Below are 19086 nucleotides of genomic sequence, written 5' to 3' on the forward strand. Positions count from 1 at the left end.
CCCGATTGTCTGCTCGGCCCCAGAATAGCGCAGATGCGCTTGATCACAAAGCGGGCCGGGTACGGACTCGCGGTCTTTCGCCGCCCGCCGTGCCCAAAGCGTCACCGCTGGCGGCGCTTGCGTTCGACCTTGCGCTTGATCTTGGCCTTCTTGCGCTTGGTGCTGGCGGCCTTGCGCCTTGGCCCGCGGCCACCGGAGGAACGACCGCGCGGCAGGGCCTGATCCTCGATCGACAGCAGCTCCAGTTCGAGCCCCCCGGTGACCGGCGCGGCCTCGGTCAGGCGCACGGTCACGCGCTGGCCGATCGAGATCAGAAGCCCGGTATCCGAGCCCATCAGGGTTCCGGCCTCGCGGTCGAAATGGAAGAATTCGCGCCCCAGCGACCGAACCGGCACCAAACCGTCGGCGCCGGTTTCATCCAGCTTCACGAAGGCGCCGAAACGGGCGATGCCACTGATGCGGCCGGTGAACTCGTTGCCGACGCGTTCGCTCAGATAGGCCGCCAGATAGCGATCCACCGTATCGCGTTCGGCCATCATCGAGCGCCGCTCGGTGTCCGAGATATGGTTCGCGGTCTCTTCCAGCCGCTCGATCTCATCGGCGGTCAGGCCGTCCTTGCCCCAACCGTGGGCCGAGATCAGCGCCCGGTGCACGATCAGGTCGGCATAGCGCCGGATCGGCGAGGTGAAATGGGCATAGTTGCGCAGCGCCAACCCGAAATGGCCGAAATTCTCGGGGCTGTAATAGGCCTGCGCCATCGACCGCAGCGTGCTGAGATTGATCAGCTCGGCATCCTCGGTGCCTGCCGCCGCGTTCAGCAGCGCGTTCAGGTGCCGGGTTTTCAGCACCTGCCCCTTGGCAAGGTTCAGCCCGGCCGCCTGCGCGGTTTCCCGCAGAGATTCGATCTTTTCCGGGGCCGGTTCTTCGTGAACCCGAAAGATCAGCGGGCTGCGTTTGGCGATCAGCGTCTCTGCTGCCGCGACATTGGCGAGGATCATGAATTCCTCGATCAGGCGATGCGCGTCCAGCCTTTCGCGGAAGGCGACGCTTTCCACATGTCCGTCATCGCTCAGAACGATCTTGCGTTCGGGCAGGTCCAGATCCAGCGGCTGCCGCGCCTCGCGCGCCTTTTTCAGGGCCCCGTAGGCGGCGTAAAGCGGCTTGAGCACATCCTCGAGCAACGGGCCGGTGCGGTCGTTCGGGTGACCGTCGATCGCCTGCTGAACCTCGGCATAGTTCAGAGAGGCCGCCGACCGCATCAGCCCCCGCACGAAGCGATGGCCGATCTTGTTGCCGTCTGCGTCGATCTGCATCCGCACCGCGATGCAGGCGCGCGGAACGCCCTCGTGCAACGAGCACAGATCGCCAGACAGACGGTCGGGCAGCATCGGCACCACGCGGTCGGGGAAATAGGTCGAGTTGCCCCGCTTGCGCGCCTCGCGATCCAGCGCCGTGCCGGGGCGCACATAGGCGGCGACGTCGGCAATCGCGACCCAGATCACATGGCCGCCGGGGTTCTTGGGATCATCGTCGGCATGGGCATAGCAGGCATCGTCATGGTCGCGCGCATCCGACGGATCGATGGTCAGCAGGGGCAGATCGCGCAGATCCTCGCGCCCGGCAAGGCCCAGAGGTTTTGCCTTGTCGGCCTCGGCGATGACCTCTTCGGGAAACTCGTCCGGGATACCGTGCTGATGAATGGCGATCAGCGAAACCGCCTTGGGCGCGGATGGATCGCCCAGACGCTCGACGATACGGGCACGCGGCAGGCCCATATGGTTCTTCGGCCCCGACTGCTCGGCCTCGACCAACTCGCCGTCCTTCGCCCCAAGGGTCGCCCCATCGGGCACCAGCCACTCCAGGTTGGCGGATTTGTCGATCGGCACGACCCGGCCGCCTTCGGCCCCCTTGCGGAAGATGCCGACGACGCGGCGCTGGCTTTTGGCGATGCGCCGGATCAGCCGGGCCTCGTAGTTGTGATCCTCTTCATGCACCAGCGTCAGCCGGGCGAGAATACGATCCCCCTCGCCCAGCGCGGGATCGCTGGCGCGCGGAAGAACAAGAATGATGGGCTCGACCCCCTCGCCGTGCCACTCCAGCGGGCGGGCGAAAAGATCGCCGTCGGCATTGGGTGCCTTGACCTGCAGAACACTGACCGGCGGCAGGCGGTCGGGGTCGTGATAGCTGCGCCTGCGTTTCGCCAGATGCCCCTCGGCCTCGAGCTCCTTGAGGATTCGCTTGAGGTCGATCCGGTCTGCGCCCTTGATGCCAAAGGCCTTGGCAATGTCGCGCTTGGAGGTAAGGGTCGGATGCGCCGAGATCCATTCGAGGATCTCCTGCTTGGTCGGAATGCGTGTCATGATTTTGCCGTAGCACGACCGCGAAGGCCCGTCATCGCAAAAGCGACGACATCGAGGATGGCGTGCGGGTCGCCGCCAGATCGGACAGGCTGTCCACGTCGCGCAACAGGTCCACGGTGGCCACGCGCCTGCCCGCAACCGAGGCCAGCGTATCGGCCAAGGCATGTTCGGTGGACCAGCGCACGCCCTGAAACAGCCCCTTGGGCAGAACATGGCGGCCCTGTGCGCCGACCAGCCAATAGCCCCCGTCCTCTGCCGGACCAAATACCATCTCGGCGCGCCCAAGCGCCGCAAAAGCTCGCGCCACATGGGCGGAAGTGACCCCGGGAATGTCCGCGCCGATCAGGCAGACCCGGCCTTTCGGCACCGACCGCAAGACCCGGCCCATACGCCGCCCCAGATCGCCGCGCCCCTGGGCGATCCGTGGCAGGTCAGCGGGCCAGACGCGACTCGTCGTCCCCTCGCGGTCGGGTGACACCGCCAGCACGATCTGCCAGCGCGGATCGCGCAGACGCCGGATCAGGGCACGGGTCTGGTGCCGGAACCACCAGGCGGCACCCACATGACCGATATCGCGCCCCAGCCGTGTCTTGACCCGGCCCGGGCGCGGTTCCTTGACCATGATGATCAGGGTGCGACGCATGGATCAGGCGAAAAAGTCCCGCAGGATCCGGCCGTAGATCGCCTTGAGCTGGTGGATCTGCTCGACCGGCACGCACTCGTCCACCTGATGCATGGTGCGGCCCACCAGCCCGAACTCCACGACCGGGCAATGGTCCTTGATGAACCGCGCATCCGAGGTACCTCCGGTCGTCGACAGCTCGGGCGTCACGCCGGTTTCGGCGGCGACTGCGCTTGCGACCAGATCGGACAGCGGACCCGGCGGCGTCAGAAAGCTCTCGCCGGACACCTTGACCTTCATCTCGATCGCGACGCCGAACTCCTCGGCCACCCGGTCGGCTTCGGCCTGCAGCCACTCGGTCAGGCTGGCGCCGGAATGCAGGTCGTTGAACCGGATGTTCACCGCGCCCGAGCATTGGGCGGGGATGACGTTCGTTGCCGGATTGCCGGTGTCGATGGTCACCACCGCAAGGGTCGAAGCATCGAAATGTTCCGACCCCTTGTCCAGCTCATGGCTTGCCAGCCGGTCCATCAGCCGTGCCATTGCTGGCAGCGGGTTCCTGGCGCGGTGCGGATAGGCCGAGTGTCCCTGCACGCCGGTCACGGTAAACCACGCGGACATCGAGCCGCGCCGGCCGATCTTCATCATCTCGCCCATGGTGTTCGGGCAGGTCGGCTCTCCTACCAGGCAGACCGACATGCGTTCACCGGCCTGCTCCATGTAGTCGAGCAGGGCCGTCGTGCCGTCGATCGCGTCGCCCTCCTCGTCGCCGGTGATGGCAAGGATCACGGCACCATCGGGCGGCGTCTCGCGCACGAAATCCACGGCGGCGGCGGCAAAGGCCGCGACCCCCGACTTCATGTCAGTCGCTCCCCGGCCATAGAGGACGCCATCGCGGATTTCGGCCCCGAAGGGCGCAACCGTCCATGCCGCCTCGTCACCGACCGGAACGACGTCGGTATGCCCGTTGAAACCGAAGCTGCGCGCGTGGCCCTTGGCCCCCCAGCGCGCGAACAGGTTGCTGACCTCGCCGCGATCCACGCGGACGCATTCGAACCCCGCCTCAGACAACAGCTTTTCCAACAGGATCAGCGCGCCGCCTTCTTCCGGCGTCACCGAGGGGCAACGGATCAGGTCGGCGGTCAGTTGGGCGGCGTCGGTCATTGTTCCGTCTCTTTCGTTCCGGTGCGATTGGCTGCGCACAGATTCATGGAATTGCCGCGAATGCCAACCCCGCGAAGGAAAAAACCTGGGCGACCTTGGGGGTGTTCTTCTTTCCGGCGCGAAACCCGGACACCTGCGCGACCGGGATTCAGTCCTGGCGTTCGTCCCCGAAGAACGGGGTCATCTGGGCCACGATCACCGCGTTCTCCTCGAGCGCCCGCTGCATCAACGCGCGTTCTTCCTCGCTGATCTCGTGCCCTGCGGCCTCGCGCTCGGCCAACGTGCCGTAGCCGGTCACGTCCAGCGGCGCGGTGTCGGCCTGTTTCAGGATGGCCACCGTTTCGCGCACGGCCTCTGCCTCGTCCACGCCGCTGGCATAGCACATCAGCGCCGCGCCGGTCGCGCCTTCGGGCAGTCCGTCGCCGTCCTTGCGACCGATCTGGACCAGCAGCGTATAGACCTGCTGGCGCGAGGGTTTTTTCTTCTTGTCCATGGCGTCGCCATAAACCTGCGGCCCATCCCGGTCAACTGCATCCGCCTTCCGGCCAAAGCCAACCTTCGGTTCGAAATGCGAAGGATTGGGCATTTTCGGGAATCCGGTCTAACCTTTCCGCCCTGCTCAAGGATTGGAAACCGAAATGAGATTTCAGAAATTGTTTGCCGACACGGATGGAGAAAGCCGGTGGACGGACATTGACGTGAACCTTGTCGAGCGCAGCTTTGCCCCGCCCGCCCAGAAGATCGAGATTTCCGAACCGGAACCGGTGAAACGCATGATGTTTCTGAGGCTGCGCGCGGGTTGGGATGAGCCGATCCATCCGACTCCGGTGCGACAGCGACTGGTCTGCCTGTCCGGGGCAGTTCGGGTGACCGCCAGCGATGGTGAAGCCCGCGAGATCCGGAAGGGCGACGTCTGGCACATGGAGGACAAGACCGGCAAAGGCCACCATACCTGCGTCATCGGCGACGAGGATTTCGAGGCGGTCATCGTTCAATTCGAATGACGATCCCATGAATGAAAAAGGCCGCGGGCGATTGCCCCCGCGGCCTTGAAATTTCTATGCCCAGACCCCGATCAGTCGCGCAGCAGCTCGTTGATCCCGGTCTTGGAACGGGTTTTCTCATCGACCCGCTTCACGATCACCGCGCAATACAGGCTGATGCCGTTCTTCGAAGGCATCGAGCCCGAAACCACCACCGAATAGGGCGGCACCTCGCCATAGAAGACCTCGCCCGTTTCCCGATCGACGATCTTGGTCGATTTGCCGATATAGACGCCCATGCCCAGAACCGAGCCTTCGCGGATGATGCAGCCTTCGACCACCTCGGAGCGGGCACCAATGAAGCAGTTGTCCTCGATGATGGTCGGGCCGGCCTGCATGGGCTCCAGAACGCCGCCGATGCCGACGCCGCCCGACAGGTGGACGTTCTTGCCGATCTGCGCGCAGGACCCGACCGTGGCCCAGGTATCGACCATGGTGCCTTCGTCCACATAGGCGCCGAGGTTCACGAAGGACGGCATCAGCACCACGCCCGGCGCGATATAGGCCGACTTGCGCACCACGCAGTTGGGCACCGCGCGGAACCCGGCATCCCGCCACTGGCTTTCATCCCAGCCGGCGAACTTGCTGTCGACCTTGTCCCACCAGCCGCCACCCTGCGGGCCGCCCGACTGGATCTCCATGTCCTTGATGCGGAAGCCCAGCAGAACCGCCTTCTTGGCCCACTGGTTCACGTGCCAGTTGCCGTCGTCCATCTTTTCCGCCACGCGCAGCGATCCGCTGTCCAGCGCGTTCAGCGTTTCCTCGATCGCGTCGCGCTGCTCCCCGGTGGTCGCGGGGGTGATGGTGTCGCGGACCTCCCAGGCGGCCTCGATGGCGGCTTCCAGTTGCGTGTCGGACATGGGGCTTCTCCGTGGCTGAATCTCGTCGCGTTGGTTTCGCCTATATGCAAGCGGAGGCCAATGCGCAATGCGACGCAGATTCGACCCCAAGCGGCAGTTTCAACATTCGGGGGCGGCTGCCTCACCCGGCAAAGGGATCGGGGGCAATGTTGCCGCCACAGATCAGCACGGCGACCTTCTCACCCGGTTCCGGCCGGTATGCCCCGCACATCAAGGCCGCCAGCGCCGTCGCCCCGGCGGGCTCCACCAGCAGGCGACGCTCCTGCCAGAGCGCCCGTTGCGCGGTCGCGATCGCCTCGTCGGGCACCAGAACCGAGGTGATCCCCTGCGCCAGGCCAAAACAGATCTCGCCGATGCGCCGCGCACCAAGCGCATTGGCGGCGATCCCCGAAACCTGCACATCGACGGGTGCGCCGGCGCGCAGGGCCGCGTTCAGCGCGCAGGAGGTTTCCGGCTCGACCGCGACCACCTTGCGCGCGCCCTGCAACCACGCCAATGCCCCGGCGATCAGCCCCCCGCCGCCGACCGCGATCAGAACCGTATCGGCCTGCAGCCCTTGTGCCTCCCACTCGGCGAAACAGGTGCCCTGCCCGGCAACGGTCGCCGGCGCGTCATAGGCGTGGATCTGCATTGCGCCTGTCGCGGCTTCGTGCGCGCGCGCCTGCTGCAACGCATTGGCATATTCGCCGGGCACGACGGTAAGGTCGGCGCCGATGCCCTCGATCAAGGCAATCTTCGAGGGACCGGCCATCTCGGGCACGAAAATCTTGGCCGGAAGCCCGAGCGCCCGTGCCGCAAAGGCCGCCGCCGCCCCGTGATTCCCGCCCGAGGCCGCCACGACACCCGCGGACGGAACATCGCAGCTCAGCAGGGTGTTGAACGCGCCCCGCGCCTTGAAGCTGCCTGTGTGCTGCATGTGCTCCAGCTTCATCTCCAATGGGAAATCCAGCCCGAAACCACGGGTTTCTATCACCGGCGTCACCTGCACGTGACCTTTGATGCGCTCGGCTGCCGCCGCAATCTCCGACTTCCAATTCATTCTCGACTTCCCGTCTCTGGCGCTCCGCTCGTGAACCCTATAGCTGTTGAGAAAACACGCAAGCAGGGATCACCCAGCAATGAGAGAAGACCGACCCAGCCCGTTCCGGGATGCCCAGACAGACCGTTCGACAGCGCAGGAAGTTCCCGAAACCCCGCAGACCAGATCCCCGTCCTACAAGCTGGCCTTCGCGGACCAGGAGTTCCTGCTGCGCGACGAGTTGCGCCCGGTGCGCCTGCAGCTGGAATTGCTCAAGCCCGAGATGCTGATGGCCGAGCGCGAGATCACCTCGACCATCGTCATGTTCGGCGGCGCCCGTATCCCGGAGCCCTCGCAAAGGCACCGGGCCCGCACGCAGACGCTGGCGGACCTGTCACGCTACTACGACGAGGCCCGCGAGTTCGCCCGGCTGATGACCAACAAGTCCAAGGAAAGCGGCTGCCGGGAAAACGTGATCGTCACCGGCGGCGGTCCCGGCGTCATGGAGGCGGGAAACCGCGGCGCGCACGAGGCGGGGGGATGTTCGATCGGCCTCAACATCGTGCTGCCGCACGAACAGGCGCCCAACCTGTTCGTGACCCCGGAACTCAGCTTCAACTTCCACTATTTCGCCATCCGCAAGATGCATTTCCTGATGCGCGCCCGCGCCATCACCATCTTTCCCGGCGGCTTCGGAACGATGGACGAGATGTTCGAATCGCTGACCCTGATCCAGACCGGCCGGATGCATCGGGTGCCGTTTCTGCTGTTTGGCCGAGAGTTCTGGGACTCCATCATAAACTGGCAGGCATTGGCGGATGCGGGCACCATTTCCAAAGAGGATCTGGACCTGTTCCGTTTCGTGGATACTGCCCAGGAAGCGGTGCACATCATCGAAAACTGGGAGCCGGCTCCGCCGCGTGACGAGATTCCGGGGAGATGAGGCGATTCGTGCTACACTGAGCCCCGACCACATCCAAGGGAGGGGCGCATGGCGTACGTAACGGTTTCCAACTGGACCTATGACGACAGCCTGAACGAGGCGGCTCTGATTGAAACGGCCAAGGAGAAACTGAACCAGCTCAAGGCCATGGGTGCCACCAATGGCTATCTGGTTCGGGTCAGCCCCTCGGAGGGCCTGATCGTCATGGTCTACCCCGACGAAGGATCGTGGAACCGCGTCCGCGAGTCGGTGCAGCATATGCGCAAGGATACGAGTCCCGCCGAGGGCGGCGTGTTCACCGGCGCGATGAGCGGCCCTGCCATCGTGTCGGTCTGAACAGCAGATCAAGCCCCTCGCGGGTCAGTCCAGGTGGGTCGGCAGAACACCGAGTTCGTGGCCTTGGGGCAGCTTGGTTACGATCCGCGCGCCTTTCACGTCCTTGATCGCATAGCCATAGCCGGCCAGCCGGAATTTCCACTCGCGGTCGCTCAGGGACTTGTCCCGCTCTCTTTGCAGCAGGTCCAGAACGCCTGCCTCGATCCCGCTCCCTCCGATATCAGCATGTGCCATCGTTCAATTCTCCTTGGCGTTGTCATCGAATTGGAAACTGATTGTTGATCAGGGCAGGGTTTTGCCGGGATTGGGGAAAGATTCGGGCGGGCCGGTCGCTTTTCGTGTCAGAGATTGAATGTTATGGCGGCTGGGTCGGATGGAGGAGAAGCCGGAATGGACGAAAGCAAAGCAAAGCAGCCGTTGCTGGGCGAGATGCTGCATCTGCGGGGCAATTCGCTGCAAAAGGGCGAGCCAGTCGCCTTGCCGCTGACGCAGAGCAGCATGTTTCACCTGCCCGGTTCTCCCGAAGGTTTCCCCAACTATGGACGCGTCAACAATCCGACCTGGGAACATCTGGAGCATGTCCTCGGCCATCTCGAAGGCGCGCCGTGTCTGGCCTTTCCCTCGGGCATGGCGGCGATCTCGGCGGCGCTGTTCGCGACCGTGAGGGCCGGACAACGCATACTGATCCCATCGGACGGGTATTACGTCACCCGGCTTCTGGCCGAACGCTTTCTGGCGAACCTCGGCGTCACGGTTGAACAGCGGCCTACGGTCACCTTCGAAGAAGGCGGTTTCGACAGGTTTGACATTGTTTTCGTCGAAAGCCCTTCCAACCCGGGCCTAGACATGATCGACCTGCGCGCCGTGGCCCAAGAGGTGCGGGCGACGGGTGGCATCACCATCGCCGACAACACGACGCTGACCCCGTTGGGCCAGCGCCCTCTGGATCTGGGCATCGACATGGTCGTCGCGTCGGACACCAAGGCGATGGGCGGGCATTCCGACCTGTTGATGGGGCATGTGGCCAGCCGCAATCCCGACCTCATGGCCGCCGTCGAAGAGTGGCGGAAGGTTTCCGGCGCGATCCCCGGCCCGCACGAAGCCTGGTTGCTTCACCGCGGGCTGGAGACGCTGGATGTCCGGTTCGAGCGCATGTGCAACTCGGCCGGCGTTCTGGCCGCACGGCTGGTGGAACATCCGGCGGTGCAAGAGATCCGCTATCCGGGACTGCCCGGCGACCCCTCGCATGAGCTGGCCAAGGCGCAGACCCTGAAGTTCGGCTTCTTGCTGTCGATCACGCTGGACAGCGAAGAACGGGCCGAACGCTTCATCAACTCCTGCCCGCTGATCCGGCCCGCAACCTCGCTCGGGGGCGTTCACAGCTCGGCAGAGCGCCGCGCCCGTTGGGGCGACGACGTGGACCCGGGTTTTGTCCGCCTGTCCGTGGGGTGTGAGCCGGTCGAGGAATTGTGGCAGGCCATCGAAACAAGCCTCGATGGCCTGACCTGAGACCCGCGATCAGCCCTGCTTGCGGTTCTCGCGCAGTTCCTTGAACACGTAGATTGGCAAAAGGATCCCTGCGATCAGCGCGCCCAGCCAGACCAGCAGGGTCGCCAGGAACAGGTTGGTCACGCCGCCGATTTGCAGACCTTCGGTCACCGCGTCGGTGATCAGCAGGCCGACGAAAGTCACGATCAGCGCGATACCGCCCTGGATGGCGGGCAAGCTCTTTTCACCAACCTTGGAAATCAGCGGCTCGGCGATCACCTGAACCAAGGTAAAGACGGCCACCACCACGACAAAATAGAGCGGCGCAATCGAAAAGCCGTCGAGCAAAGTCGCGGCAAGCAACAAGCCGACTGCGTTGCCGATCAGCAGGGCAACGACCCTCAGAAACAACCGGTACATCCTGAACCTCGCATTCAATCTACGTTGGTATTGAATGCGAGCCTAAACCGGTCTCAGCCTGATTTCACCTGAATTTTCAAAGCCCCGCTTCGGACTCGATCTGCCTGCGCGACTTGCGTTCGCGCTCGGTCGCCGATTTCAGCTGGCCGCAGGCGGCCATGATGTCCTCGCCACGCGGCGTGCGGATGGGCGAGGCGTAACCGGCCTGGTAGATGATGTTGGCAAAAGCGCGGATGCGGTTGTTCGAGCTGCGCTTGTAGGGCGCGCCGGGCCATTCGTTGAACGGGATCAGGTTGATTTTGGCCGGGATGTCGTGGCTGCGGATCAGTTCGATCAGGCGGTGCGCGTCCTCGTCGCTGTCGTTCACGCCATCCAGCATCACGTATTCAAAGGTGATCCGCTCGGAGTTCGACGCCTTGGGATAGTTCGCCAGCGCCTGCAGCAGTTCCTCGATGTTCCAGCGCTTGTTGATCGGCACCAGAACGTCGCGGGTTTCGTTGGTGGTGGCATGGAACGAGATTGCCAGCAGGCAGCCGATCTCTTCCGCCGTGCGCGCGATTTCCGGCACCACGCCCGACGTGGACAGAGTGATGCGGCGACGCGACAGGGAAATCCCCTCGGGGTCCATCGCGATCTTCATCGCATCTCGCACGTTTTCGAAATTGTAGAGCGGCTCGCCCATGCCCATCAGCACGATGTTCGACAGCAGGCGCGTCTCGTTCTTCGGCTCACCCGGCACCGGCCATTCGTTCAGGTCGTCGCGGGCCATCATGATCTGCCCGACGATCTCGGCCGTCGTCAGGTTACGCACCAGTTTCTGGGTGCCGGTGTGACAGAACGAACAGGTCAGCGTGCAGCCCACCTGCGAAGAGATGCAGAGCGTGCCGCGATCTTCCTCGGGGATATAGACGACCTCGACCTCATGCCCGCCGGCGATGCGGACAAGATATTTGCGGGTGCCGTCCTCGGAAACCTTCCGGGTCACCACTTCGGGAATCTCGATCACGAAATTCTCGGCCAGTTGCGCGCGGTAGGACTTGGCGAGGTTGGTCATTTCGGCAAAGTCGCGCACGCCCCACTGGTAGATCCATTGCCAGATCTGGTTCACCCGCATCTTGGCCTGCCGCTCGGGCGTGCCATGTTCGATCAGCACCTCGCGCAGGCGGTCACGGGTGAGGCCGACAAGGTTGATCTTCCCCTCGGCCAGCTTGCGGGGGATGGTCACGACATCTTGGGTGATCGGCGCTTTCGCGGACATGGCAGAACTCGGATTCGGGCTTGGAATGCGCCTCTATATAGGAAAGCAGGCAAAGATCAAAAGATTTCGGGCAAAATCGTTCGCGGGCGTGCCGATGCGATGCCTGCGCAGGCTTCCGATCGGCACGGTGCATCACGCTATTGGGCACGCGCCCGGGAAGGCGCTACATCGATGTGTCAGCGGAAGAATGCAACCTTGATGAACAGCACAGAGACCGCAATCACGATCACAAGAACAACCGGGTTACTGACAACCGCATCGGTCCAGGCGGAAAAGTTCGGCCCTCCGAAACTCCGTCCGCCGCCGGATACGCCGCCCGCAGCTATACCATACTCAATCATACGCCACACTCCTCGCGGCCCCGGACCGCTGAAGCAGAAAACACTGGAAATCAAGGTGGTTATCGTATCACCAAAGTTCGGAAAAGGCACGAAATTCTTTCGTTGAGAAATGTCGCCCTTGCCTTCGGGAACGACAAAGGCCCCGCCTGCAGGGTCGGGGCCTTGCGAGAAACCGGGTTTCGGATCAGTTGTTCGCGCAGCGCTTCTCTGCGTCCTCGACGGCTGCAGTGAACCCCAGCAGCGAAAACGTATCCTTGGTCTGTGTTCCGCGTTGAGACCGGGCGGTCAGCACCGCCTCGGTGCCACGTTTCATGGCGGCGATGATCTTGGCGTCATCGGATTCGGTCGCCGGCCATGCCCATTCGCCTTCGGTGAAAAGCTCGAATTCGCTGCCATCGACGGCAAGGTTCACGGTCGACCCTGGTGCGAACGGATAACCGCCCGTAAAGGTAACCTGACCTTTCACGCCCGCCTTGGGTCGGAAGAACACGAACAGCAAGATGTCACTCCGCCGAACCGACACGACGCGCCCGCCGCGCGTGTTGACGGTTTCCTTAGGTGCCGAAACGCTCCAGCATTCGGTCGGATCGTCCTCGACGAACACGCTCCAATCGGTCTTTGCCGCGACCCGGTTGCTGCTTGTCGCCTGTTGTGCGGTAGCGGTAGTGGCCATTGTGGCCATGCACAGGCCCGCGATGACGCGGACGAGCTTCGATCCCATTTGTCCAGCCTCCTAGCTCGACCAAAACCTCAATTGTCCCGGGCGCCTGCGGGATTTGTCGACCCGTCTGATGTTGCGCACCCGGTCATTTGCCGACATACACACAGTATCGCAGGTTTCGCCATGGGCGAAAGTGCGGTTGGCAGAATTTTGCGCACTCAGCGAGGGGACGTCATGACGCAGCCGGTGCCGATGACCGAAGTATGGCGCGGGTCTTTGTTGGAGAGCCTGCATCTGGGGCATGCTGTCATCTGTGATGATACCGGGCAGATCGTGCGCAGCTGGGGCGATCCGAATGCAACGATCTATCCGCGCTCGTCCTGCAAGATGATCCAGGCGTTGCCGTTGATCACGTCCGGGGCGGCGGCCAGATACGGGTTGAACTCGGAACACCTTGCGCTGGCCTGCGCCTCGCATTCGGGCGCGGCGATTCACACTGATCGGGTCTCCGCCTGGCTCGATCACCTGGGCCTTGGCGACGACGACTTTCGCTGCGGCCCGCAGGAACCCAGTGACATGGCCGCGCGCGATGCGCTGATCCTTGCCGATACTGTTCCCTGCCAGATGCACAACAATTGCTCCGGCAAACATGCGGGATTTCTCTCGGTGGCCCAGCACATGGGCGCGGGGCCGGAATACATCGACATCGACCATCCGGTTCAACAGGCCTGCCTGGCCGCGTTCGAAGAAGTCACCGGTGAGGAAAGCCCCTGCTATGGCATTGACGGCTGCTCAGCGCCGAATTTCGCGACGTCGCTGCATGGTCTGGCGCGGGCGATGGCGTGGTTTGCCTCGGCGGCGGATCGATCCGACCGGCAGAGCGAGGCGGCCCAACAGCTGACGGCGGCGATGATGCACCACCCGGAACTGGTCGCTGGCGAGGGCCGCGCCTGCACCGAACTGATGCGCGCCATGAACGGACGCGCCGCCATCAAGACCGGAGCCGAGGCGGTGTTCGTCGCCATCATTCCCGAAAGGCGGATGGGCGTTGCGCTCAAGATCGCCGACGGGGCCACGCGTGCCAGCGAATGTGCAATCGCGGCGATCCTGGTGAGCCTGGGCATTCTCGACCCCGAGCATCCGGCCACCCGCAAATTCATGAACGCCCCGGTGCTGAACCGCCGCAACATCGATTGCGGCATCATCAAACCGGCCGCCGGGTTCCCCTGACGGCCGGTCTGCCGACTCTTACATTTCCATGATTTCGGCCACTTCGACCGAACCGTTGCCCGACACGACCATCGGGCAACCCTTCGCCAGTTCCGTGGCGGCACCGATATCGGCGGCTTTGACCACCGAGTAACCGGACAGCGGGTTGGCCCCGCCGTCATCGGCGACACCACTGGCGCTGACCGTCTTGGACAATCCCACCGGCGCACCGGGCACCACCACCGCATCGCCCATGTCGGCGAACCAGGCCTGCCACGCGGCCATGACCTGTTCGCCTTCTTCCGGGCTCTCGGGGGCCTTGCCGCCGTGATAGGCAAAAATGAATTCAGGCATCTTCTTTCCTCCGCTGGTGAAATGTCATCCCAAAGCGGCGACGAGCTTGCGCAGCGACGAGGTCCAGCCCTTTTCGTGGCTTCTGCCGATCTCGTCATCGCCCAAGTCACGGTGATCCAGCACCAGACGCGCACCACTGTCCGTGGCTTCGACCGTGAATGTCACATGGCTTTCGTCGCCGCGCTTGTCGTTCTCGTCATGCCAAGCCCAAGTGAAGCCCACCGAGACGGGAGGTTTCACATGGGTCACTTGGCCCGAGACCTTGAAACGCTGCCCTTCGCCGTTTTCCATCACTGAAAACCACGGGCCGGTGCGCGAGAAATCCAGATCGTGCTCGGGCACATGCATCCCCTCAGGCCCCCACCATTGCAGCAGCCGGGGCCCATCGCTGATCCAGGCAAACAGGGTTTCGGGGCTGACGGGAAAGTCGCGTTCCAGTCTCAGGTCGGCCATGTGTTTTCCTTTTTCAGCAATGCATCCAGCCGGTCGAGGCTGCCTTCCCAGAACTGCCGCCTGGAAATCGTCCATTCGGCTATGGCGCGCAGCCCCTCGGGTTGCACCGAATAAAGCCGCTGCGTTCCCTTGGCGCGCTGCCGGACCAGCCCCGCCTCGCGCAACACCTTCAGGTGGCGCGAAATCGCGGCACCGGACATGCCCTTGCCCTCGATCAGGTCACCGGCGGGCAATTCGCCCTGCTCCATGAGCTGTTCCACGATCGAGAATCGGGTTGGGTCGGAAAGCGCGGAAAAGGCGGCCAGAAGATTCGTCATGGGGCTCAATTTAACACAAATGTTAAATTTGTGAACCCCCACAAATCCGGAGTGCCGCAACGATACGGAAAAGATCAGGCCAATTTGAACTCGTCTCGTGTATAGCCCTGCAAGTACAACAAGGCCGTCAGATCACCGTGATTGACCCTCACGTCGCATTTTTCCGCGACCGAGGGCTTGGCATGGAGCGCCACCCCGGTTCCGGCCCGGCCGAGCATGTCGAGGTCATTGGCGCCGTCCCCGACCGCGATCACGTCGGACTCTGAAATGCCCAGGCGTGCCGAGATCCGCTCCAGCGCCTCGACCTTGGCCCGGCGCCCCAGAATCGGGCGTTTCACGTCGCCATTCAGCTTGCCGTTCTCGACAAGCAAGGTGTTCGCGCGATTCTCGTCAAAACCCAGCTCTTCGGCGACCCGGGCCGTGAACGCGGTGAACCCGCCCGACACCAGCGCGGCATAAGCGCCATTGGCCCGCATCGTCGCCACCAGTTCCCGGCCGCCCGGCATCAGCGTGATCCGCTCGTCCAGGACCTTGGCGATCACCCCCTCATCCAGCCCCTTCAACAACCCGACCCGCTCGAGCAGGGCGCCCTCGAAATCCAGTTCGCCATTCATCGCCCGCGCGGTGATGTCCTTGACACGCTCACCGACGCCCGCCTCGTCGGCCAGTTCATCGATACATTCCTGCTGGATCATGGTGCTGTCCATGTCGGCCAGAAGCATCTTCTTGCGCCGCCCCGCGGCCGGCTGAACGACAAGGTCCACGCCCATGGCCTGCAGATCCGCCCAGACCTCCCAGCGGTTCGCCGGAATGGCGGCAAGTTCGAATTCCGCCGCCACGTCCGGGTTCAACCAGATCGCGTCGCCGCCGCCCCAGGCATTGCGAAGCGAATCGACCAGCGAGTGCTCCAGCGAAGGCGTGCCGGGATTGGTCAGCAGAGTGGCAACATACATTCGAATTCTCCTGTCTTGCCCCTCGCGCATAGCGCAGACGCAGAAAAACCGCCAGCCGCCGCTTCAATCCGATTCCGAAATCCCGCAATTCGGACGCCTGACGTCAGTTGCCGCGGCCAGTCCTTTGCAAGAAACTGAAAATCCTCACCTTTTTCCAAATACTCAATCAGCGCGCCCGCTACTCCAATCCCTACGGCTTGCTTTGGCAACGCGGAACACAAGTTTCCGATCATGTGCACGATGCGTCGGATTTGAACACCAAAGCGGCGAAATCAGGCCATTTCCCGCTTGCCTGCCGCATCGCGGCAGAATAGCTCTGGCGGTGGGACACCCCTCCCCAACGAGGGGCGCATATCTGGAAGGGTAACACCTATGACCATCGAACAACCGGCGACGCGGCCGGCCAATCCGCGGTTTTCTTCGGGCCCCTGCGCCAAACCCCCCACATTCGATCTGACAAAGCTCTCAGGCGCCGCTCTGGGCCGCTCGCACCGGGCCGCCGTCGGCAAGGACAAGCTGAAGGCCGCGATCGAAGGCACCCGCGAAATTCTGGGCATCCCGGCAGACTACCGCATCGGCATCGTGCCTGCCTCGGATACCGGCGCCGTCGAAATGGCGCTGTGGAACCTGCTGGGCGCGCGCGGCGTCGAGATGCTGGCATGGGAATCCTTCGGCGCCGGCTGGGTCACGGACGTGGTCAAGCAGCTCAAGCTGGACGCCACCGTCAAGACCGCCGAATACGGCGAAATCGTCGATCTGAGCACCGTCGATTTCAAAAATGACGTCGTCTTCACCTGGAACGGCACCACCTCGGGCGTCCGGGTTCCGAACGGCGACTGGATCGCCGATGACCGCGAGGGCCTGACCATCTGCGACGCCACCAGCGCCGCCTTCGCGATGGACCTGCCCTGGGACAAGCTGGATGTGACCACTTTCAGCTGGCAGAAGGTTCTGGGCGGTGAGGCCGCCCATGGCATGCTGATCCTCAGCCCGCGCGCGGTGGAACGCCTCGAATCCTACACGCCCGCCTGGCCGCTTCCCAAGATCTTCCGACTGACCAAGGGCGGCAAGCTGATCGAGGGCATCTTCGAGGGCGCGACCATCAACACCCCATCGATGCTGGCGGTCGAGGACTACCTCTTCGCCCTCGACTGGGCCCGCTCGGTGGGCGGCCTGCAGGGCCTGATCGCCCGCGCCAATGCCAACACCAAGGCGGTCGCGGATTTCGTCGAACTGCATGACTGGATCGACTTCCTGGCCCATGACCCGGCAACCGTGTCGAACACCAGCGTGTGCCTGAAATTCACCGACGAGCGCATCCAGGACGGCGCCGCATTCGCCAAGTCGGTCGCCAAGCGGCTGGAAGCCGAAGGCGTGGCCTATGACATCGGCGCCTATCGCGATGCGCCCGCCGGTCTGCGGATCTGGTGCGGCGGCACGGTCGAGACCTCGGACATCGAGGCGATGCTGCCGTGGCTCGAATGGGCCTTCCAGGTCGAAATCGAGGCGCAGGCCGCAGCAGCCTGACCGGTGAGAGGCGGGAGCCTTCCCGCCCCTCCCACGACCCTTTTCCAATCAGATGACATCAGGCGGGCCCCGCCCGCCACCACGCCAAAGGAAAACACCATGGCTCCGAAAGTACTCGTTTCCGACAAGCTCAGCGAAGCAGCGGTCCAGATCTTCCGCGACCGCGGCATCGACGTCGATTTCATGCCCGACGTGGGCAAGGACAAGGAAAAGCTCGCCGAGATCATCGGCGATTATGACGGGCTTGCCATCCGCTCGGCCACCAAGGTCACCGAGAAGATCCTGGAGAAGGCCGACAAGCTCAAGGTCATCGGCCGCGCCGGCATCGGCACCGACAACATCGACAAGGAAGCGGCCTCGAAAAAGGGCGTGATCGTGATGAACACGCCGTTCGGCAACATGATCACCACCGCGGAACACGCCATCGCGATGATGTTCGCCGTGGCGCGCCAGATCCCCGAGGCCAGCGCCTCGACCCACGAAGGCAAGTGGGAAAAGTCCAAGTTCATGGGGATCGAGCTGACCAACAAGACGCTCGGCGTGATCGGGGCCGGCAATATCGGCGGCATCGTCTGCGAACGGGCGCAGGGCCTGAAGATGAAGGTCATCGCCTACGACCCCTATCTGAGCCAGGAAAAGGCCGACCAGATGGCCGTCGAGAAGGTGGAACTGGACGAGTTGCTGGCGCGTTCGGATTTCATCACCCTGCACGTGCCGCTGACCGACCAGACCCGCAACATCCTGAGCCGCGAGAACCTTGCCAAGACGAAGCCGGGCGTGCGGATCATAAACTGCGCCCGCGGTGGCCTGGTTGACGAAGAGGCCCTGGCCGAACTGCTGAAATCGGGCCATGTCGCGGGTGCCGCGTTCGACGTGTTCAGCGAGGAGCCGGCCAAGGACAACCCGCTGTTCCACCTGCCCAACGTGGTCTGCACTCCGCATCTGGGCGCGGCAACCACCGAGGCGCAGGAAAACGTGGCGATTCAGGTGGCCGAGCAGATCTCGAACTACCTGCTGACCGGCGCGGTCGAGAACGCCCTGAACATGCCCAGCGTGACCGCCGAAGAGGCCAAGGTGATGGGGCCGTGGATCAAGCTGGCCGGCCATCTGGGCAGCTTCATCGGCCAGATGACCGACGAGCCGATCAAGGCGATCAACATTCTCTACGATGGCGTCGCCGCGGAAATGAACCTGGCCGCGCTGAACTGCGCGCTGGTCGCCGGCATCATGAAAAAGGTGAACCCCGAGGTGAACATGGTTTCGGCTCCGGTCGTGGCCAAGGAACGCGGCATCCAGATCTCGACCACCAGCCAGGACAAGTCCGGCGCATTTGACGGCTATATCAAGGTGACCGTTGTGACCGGCAAACGCGAACGCTCGATCGCGGGCACGGTGTTTTCGGACGGCAAGCCGCGCTTCATCCAGATCAAGGGCATCAACATCGACGCCGAGGTCGGGGCGCACATGCTCTATACCACCAACGAGGACGTGCCGGGCATCATCGGCACCCTGGGCACCACGATGGGCGACTATGGCGTGAACATCGCGAACTTCACCCTCGGCCGCACCCATGCGGGCGGTGAGGCGATCGCGCTGCTTTACGTTGACGAGCCGGTTCCGGCCGAGGCCCGCGCCAAACTGGCCGAAACCGGGCTGTTCACGCAGATCAAGCCGCTGGAGTTTGACGTGGCCTGATCGCCTTTGAGACAACGCGAAACGCCGCCCCTTCCGGGCGGCGTTTTCATTTCCAAATGCACTT

At 63.6% G+C, this 19086-nt stretch carries 22 protein-coding genes; 7 read left to right on the forward strand and 15 right to left on the reverse strand.

Annotated elements, in window-relative coordinates; translation table 11 throughout:
• Window positions 1–101 precede the first annotated feature (101 nt).
• The 4 genes from rnr to AVO45_RS06320 all read right to left on the reverse strand — a co-directional run bounded on the left by rnr (window position 102) and on the right by AVO45_RS06320 (window position 4639).
• Window positions 102–2360, reverse strand: coding sequence for a ribonuclease R (gene rnr / locus AVO45_RS06305; RefSeq protein WP_068345105.1), 2259 nt, complete (start codon window positions 2358–2360; stop codon window positions 102–104).
• A 31-nt stretch (window positions 2361–2391) separates the two neighbouring features.
• The gene (locus AVO45_RS06310; protein ID WP_068345107.1) at window positions 2392–3003 is read right to left on the reverse strand and encodes a TIGR04282 family arsenosugar biosynthesis glycosyltransferase; all 612 of its coding nucleotides are present in this window, start codon (window positions 3001–3003) and stop codon (window positions 2392–2394) included.
• Window positions 3004–3006: 3 nt separating this feature from the next.
• Entirely contained in the window at window positions 3007–4146 is a 1140-nt protein-coding gene (dapE, locus tag AVO45_RS06315; protein ID WP_068345110.1) for a succinyl-diaminopimelate desuccinylase, read from the reverse strand.
• A 148-nt stretch (window positions 4147–4294) separates the two neighbouring features.
• Window positions 4295–4639 (reverse strand): hypothetical protein, encoded by a 345-nt coding sequence (locus AVO45_RS06320; RefSeq protein WP_068345157.1) that lies wholly within the window; start codon window positions 4637–4639, stop codon window positions 4295–4297.
• 145 nt (window positions 4640–4784) lie between these two features.
• Here AVO45_RS06320 and AVO45_RS06325 point away from each other — a divergent pair, with 145 nt between their 5' ends.
• Window positions 4785–5150, forward strand: a complete 366-nt coding sequence (locus AVO45_RS06325) for a cupin domain-containing protein (protein WP_068345112.1) — start codon at window positions 4785–4787, stop codon at window positions 5148–5150.
• A 71-nt stretch (window positions 5151–5221) separates the two neighbouring features.
• Here AVO45_RS06325 and dapD read toward each other — a convergent pair whose 3' ends face one another.
• Together dapD and AVO45_RS06335 are read right to left on the reverse strand one after the other, a co-directional pair.
• Window positions 5222–6049, reverse strand: a complete 828-nt coding sequence (dapD, locus tag AVO45_RS06330) for a 2,3,4,5-tetrahydropyridine-2,6-dicarboxylate N-succinyltransferase (protein ID WP_068345114.1) — start codon at window positions 6047–6049, stop codon at window positions 5222–5224.
• Window positions 6050–6170: 121 nt separating this feature from the next.
• Entirely contained in the window at window positions 6171–7088 is a 918-nt protein-coding gene (locus tag AVO45_RS06335) for a threonine/serine dehydratase (RefSeq protein ID WP_068345116.1), read from the reverse strand.
• A gap of 79 nt (window positions 7089–7167) precedes the next feature.
• On the opposite strand from AVO45_RS06335, the gene AVO45_RS06340 reads away from it, so the two are divergent.
• Entirely contained in the window at window positions 7168–8010 is an 843-nt protein-coding gene (locus AVO45_RS06340; protein WP_068345117.1) for an LOG family protein, read from the forward strand.
• 48 nt (window positions 8011–8058) lie between these two features.
• On the forward strand, window positions 8059–8346 hold the full coding sequence (locus AVO45_RS06345) for a hypothetical protein (protein WP_068345119.1): 288 nt from the start codon (window positions 8059–8061) through the stop codon (window positions 8344–8346).
• Between the two features lie 24 nt (window positions 8347–8370).
• On the opposite strand, the gene AVO45_RS06350 is transcribed toward AVO45_RS06345, so the two are convergent.
• Entirely contained in the window at window positions 8371–8580 is a 210-nt protein-coding gene (locus AVO45_RS06350; protein WP_068345121.1) for a hypothetical protein, read from the reverse strand.
• Between the two features lie 156 nt (window positions 8581–8736).
• Here AVO45_RS06350 and AVO45_RS06355 point away from each other — a divergent pair, with 156 nt between their 5' ends.
• Window positions 8737–9855 carry a cystathionine gamma-lyase gene (locus AVO45_RS06355; RefSeq protein ID WP_068345123.1) on the forward strand — a complete coding sequence of 373 codons (1119 nt, stop codon included), beginning with the start codon at window positions 8737–8739 and terminating at the stop codon, window positions 9853–9855.
• A 9-nt stretch (window positions 9856–9864) separates the two neighbouring features.
• On the opposite strand, the gene AVO45_RS06360 is transcribed toward AVO45_RS06355, so the two are convergent.
• The 4 genes from AVO45_RS06360 to AVO45_RS06370 form a co-directional block, all read right to left on the reverse strand.
• On the reverse strand, window positions 9865–10254 hold the full coding sequence (locus tag AVO45_RS06360; protein ID WP_068345125.1) for a phage holin family protein: 390 nt from the start codon (window positions 10252–10254) through the stop codon (window positions 9865–9867).
• A gap of 76 nt (window positions 10255–10330) precedes the next feature.
• Window positions 10331–11512, reverse strand: coding sequence for a dual-specificity RNA methyltransferase RlmN (rlmN, locus tag AVO45_RS06365; RefSeq protein ID WP_068345127.1), 1182 nt, complete (start codon window positions 11510–11512; stop codon window positions 10331–10333).
• A 176-nt stretch (window positions 11513–11688) separates the two neighbouring features.
• Complete coding sequence (locus tag AVO45_RS19690; protein WP_157770119.1) at window positions 11689–11853, reverse strand: hypothetical protein; 165 nt, start codon at window positions 11851–11853, stop codon at window positions 11689–11691.
• A 184-nt stretch (window positions 11854–12037) separates the two neighbouring features.
• On the reverse strand, window positions 12038–12574 hold the full coding sequence (locus AVO45_RS06370) for an invasion associated locus B family protein (RefSeq protein ID WP_068345129.1): 537 nt from the start codon (window positions 12572–12574) through the stop codon (window positions 12038–12040).
• A 174-nt stretch (window positions 12575–12748) separates the two neighbouring features.
• Here AVO45_RS06370 and AVO45_RS06375 point away from each other — a divergent pair, with 174 nt between their 5' ends.
• On the forward strand, window positions 12749–13744 hold the full coding sequence (locus tag AVO45_RS06375; RefSeq protein WP_068345131.1) for an asparaginase: 996 nt from the start codon (window positions 12749–12751) through the stop codon (window positions 13742–13744).
• A gap of 18 nt (window positions 13745–13762) precedes the next feature.
• Here AVO45_RS06375 and AVO45_RS06380 read toward each other — a convergent pair whose 3' ends face one another.
• The 4 genes from AVO45_RS06380 to serB all read right to left on the reverse strand — a co-directional run bounded on the left by AVO45_RS06380 (window position 13763) and on the right by serB (window position 15800).
• The gene (locus AVO45_RS06380; RefSeq protein ID WP_068345132.1) at window positions 13763–14077 is read right to left on the reverse strand and encodes a YciI family protein; all 315 of its coding nucleotides are present in this window, start codon (window positions 14075–14077) and stop codon (window positions 13763–13765) included.
• A 24-nt stretch (window positions 14078–14101) separates the two neighbouring features.
• A complete protein-coding gene (locus tag AVO45_RS06385) occupies window positions 14102–14530 on the reverse strand; it encodes an SRPBCC family protein (protein WP_068345133.1) in 429 nt (142 codons plus the stop codon).
• On the reverse strand, window positions 14518–14847 hold the full coding sequence (locus AVO45_RS06390) for an ArsR/SmtB family transcription factor (RefSeq protein ID WP_068345134.1): 330 nt from the start codon (window positions 14845–14847) through the stop codon (window positions 14518–14520). The genes AVO45_RS06385 and AVO45_RS06390 overlap by 13 nt, the downstream gene beginning before the upstream one ends.
• 74 nt (window positions 14848–14921) lie before the next feature.
• Window positions 14922–15800 (reverse strand): phosphoserine phosphatase SerB, encoded by an 879-nt coding sequence (gene serB, locus AVO45_RS06395; protein WP_068345135.1) that lies wholly within the window; start codon window positions 15798–15800, stop codon window positions 14922–14924.
• A 372-nt stretch (window positions 15801–16172) separates the two neighbouring features.
• Between serB and AVO45_RS06400 the strand changes: the two genes are divergently transcribed.
• Together AVO45_RS06400 and serA are read left to right on the forward strand one after the other, a co-directional pair.
• Complete coding sequence (locus AVO45_RS06400; RefSeq protein WP_068345137.1) at window positions 16173–17327, forward strand: phosphoserine transaminase; 1155 nt, start codon at window positions 16173–16175, stop codon at window positions 17325–17327.
• 99 nt (window positions 17328–17426) lie between these two features.
• Window positions 17427–19022: a phosphoglycerate dehydrogenase gene (gene serA / locus AVO45_RS06405; RefSeq protein ID WP_068345139.1), complete on the forward strand. Its 1596-nt coding sequence runs from the start codon at window positions 17427–17429 to the stop codon at window positions 19020–19022.
• Window positions 19023–19086: the final 64 nt, after the last annotated feature.

It is taken from the genome of Ruegeria marisrubri (genome assembly GCF_001507595.1).
Taxonomy (GTDB): domain Bacteria; phylum Pseudomonadota; class Alphaproteobacteria; order Rhodobacterales; family Rhodobacteraceae; genus Ruegeria; species Ruegeria marisrubri.

What these genes read in the sequence shown, in the direction of transcription:
- rnr (WP_068345105.1), bottom strand. Translation starts at nt 2,360, where the DNA reads ATGACACGCATTCCGACCAAGCAGGAGATCCTCGAATGGATCTCGGCG.
- AVO45_RS06310 (WP_068345107.1), bottom strand. Translation starts at nt 3,003, where the DNA reads ATGCGTCGCACCCTGATCATCATGGTCAAGGAACCGCGCCCGGGCCGG.
- dapE (WP_068345110.1), bottom strand. Translation starts at nt 4,146, where the DNA reads ATGACCGACGCCGCCCAACTGACCGCCGACCTGATCCGTTGCCCCTCG.
- AVO45_RS06320 (WP_068345157.1), bottom strand. Translation starts at nt 4,639, where the DNA reads ATGGACAAGAAGAAAAAACCCTCGCGCCAGCAGGTCTATACGCTGCTG.
- AVO45_RS06325 (WP_068345112.1), top strand. Translation starts at nt 4,785, where the DNA reads ATGAGATTTCAGAAATTGTTTGCCGACACGGATGGAGAAAGCCGGTGG.
- dapD (WP_068345114.1), bottom strand. Translation starts at nt 6,049, where the DNA reads ATGTCCGACACGCAACTGGAAGCCGCCATCGAGGCCGCCTGGGAGGTC.
- AVO45_RS06335 (WP_068345116.1), bottom strand. Translation starts at nt 7,088, where the DNA reads ATGAATTGGAAGTCGGAGATTGCGGCGGCAGCCGAGCGCATCAAAGGT.
- AVO45_RS06340 (WP_068345117.1), top strand. Translation starts at nt 7,168, where the DNA reads ATGAGAGAAGACCGACCCAGCCCGTTCCGGGATGCCCAGACAGACCGT.
- AVO45_RS06345 (WP_068345119.1), top strand. Translation starts at nt 8,059, where the DNA reads ATGGCGTACGTAACGGTTTCCAACTGGACCTATGACGACAGCCTGAAC.
- AVO45_RS06350 (WP_068345121.1), bottom strand. Translation starts at nt 8,580, where the DNA reads ATGGCACATGCTGATATCGGAGGGAGCGGGATCGAGGCAGGCGTTCTG.
- AVO45_RS06355 (WP_068345123.1), top strand. Translation starts at nt 8,737, where the DNA reads ATGGACGAAAGCAAAGCAAAGCAGCCGTTGCTGGGCGAGATGCTGCAT.
- AVO45_RS06360 (WP_068345125.1), bottom strand. Translation starts at nt 10,254, where the DNA reads ATGTACCGGTTGTTTCTGAGGGTCGTTGCCCTGCTGATCGGCAACGCA.
- rlmN (WP_068345127.1), bottom strand. Translation starts at nt 11,512, where the DNA reads ATGTCCGCGAAAGCGCCGATCACCCAAGATGTCGTGACCATCCCCCGC.
- AVO45_RS19690 (WP_157770119.1), bottom strand. Translation starts at nt 11,853, where the DNA reads ATGATTGAGTATGGTATAGCTGCGGGCGGCGTATCCGGCGGCGGACGG.
- AVO45_RS06370 (WP_068345129.1), bottom strand. Translation starts at nt 12,574, where the DNA reads ATGGGATCGAAGCTCGTCCGCGTCATCGCGGGCCTGTGCATGGCCACA.
- AVO45_RS06375 (WP_068345131.1), top strand. Translation starts at nt 12,749, where the DNA reads ATGACGCAGCCGGTGCCGATGACCGAAGTATGGCGCGGGTCTTTGTTG.
- AVO45_RS06380 (WP_068345132.1), bottom strand. Translation starts at nt 14,077, where the DNA reads ATGCCTGAATTCATTTTTGCCTATCACGGCGGCAAGGCCCCCGAGAGC.
- AVO45_RS06385 (WP_068345133.1), bottom strand. Translation starts at nt 14,530, where the DNA reads ATGGCCGACCTGAGACTGGAACGCGACTTTCCCGTCAGCCCCGAAACC.
- AVO45_RS06390 (WP_068345134.1), bottom strand. Translation starts at nt 14,847, where the DNA reads ATGACGAATCTTCTGGCCGCCTTTTCCGCGCTTTCCGACCCAACCCGA.
- serB (WP_068345135.1), bottom strand. Translation starts at nt 15,800, where the DNA reads ATGTATGTTGCCACTCTGCTGACCAATCCCGGCACGCCTTCGCTGGAG.
- AVO45_RS06400 (WP_068345137.1), top strand. Translation starts at nt 16,173, where the DNA reads ATGACCATCGAACAACCGGCGACGCGGCCGGCCAATCCGCGGTTTTCT.
- serA (WP_068345139.1), top strand. Translation starts at nt 17,427, where the DNA reads ATGGCTCCGAAAGTACTCGTTTCCGACAAGCTCAGCGAAGCAGCGGTC.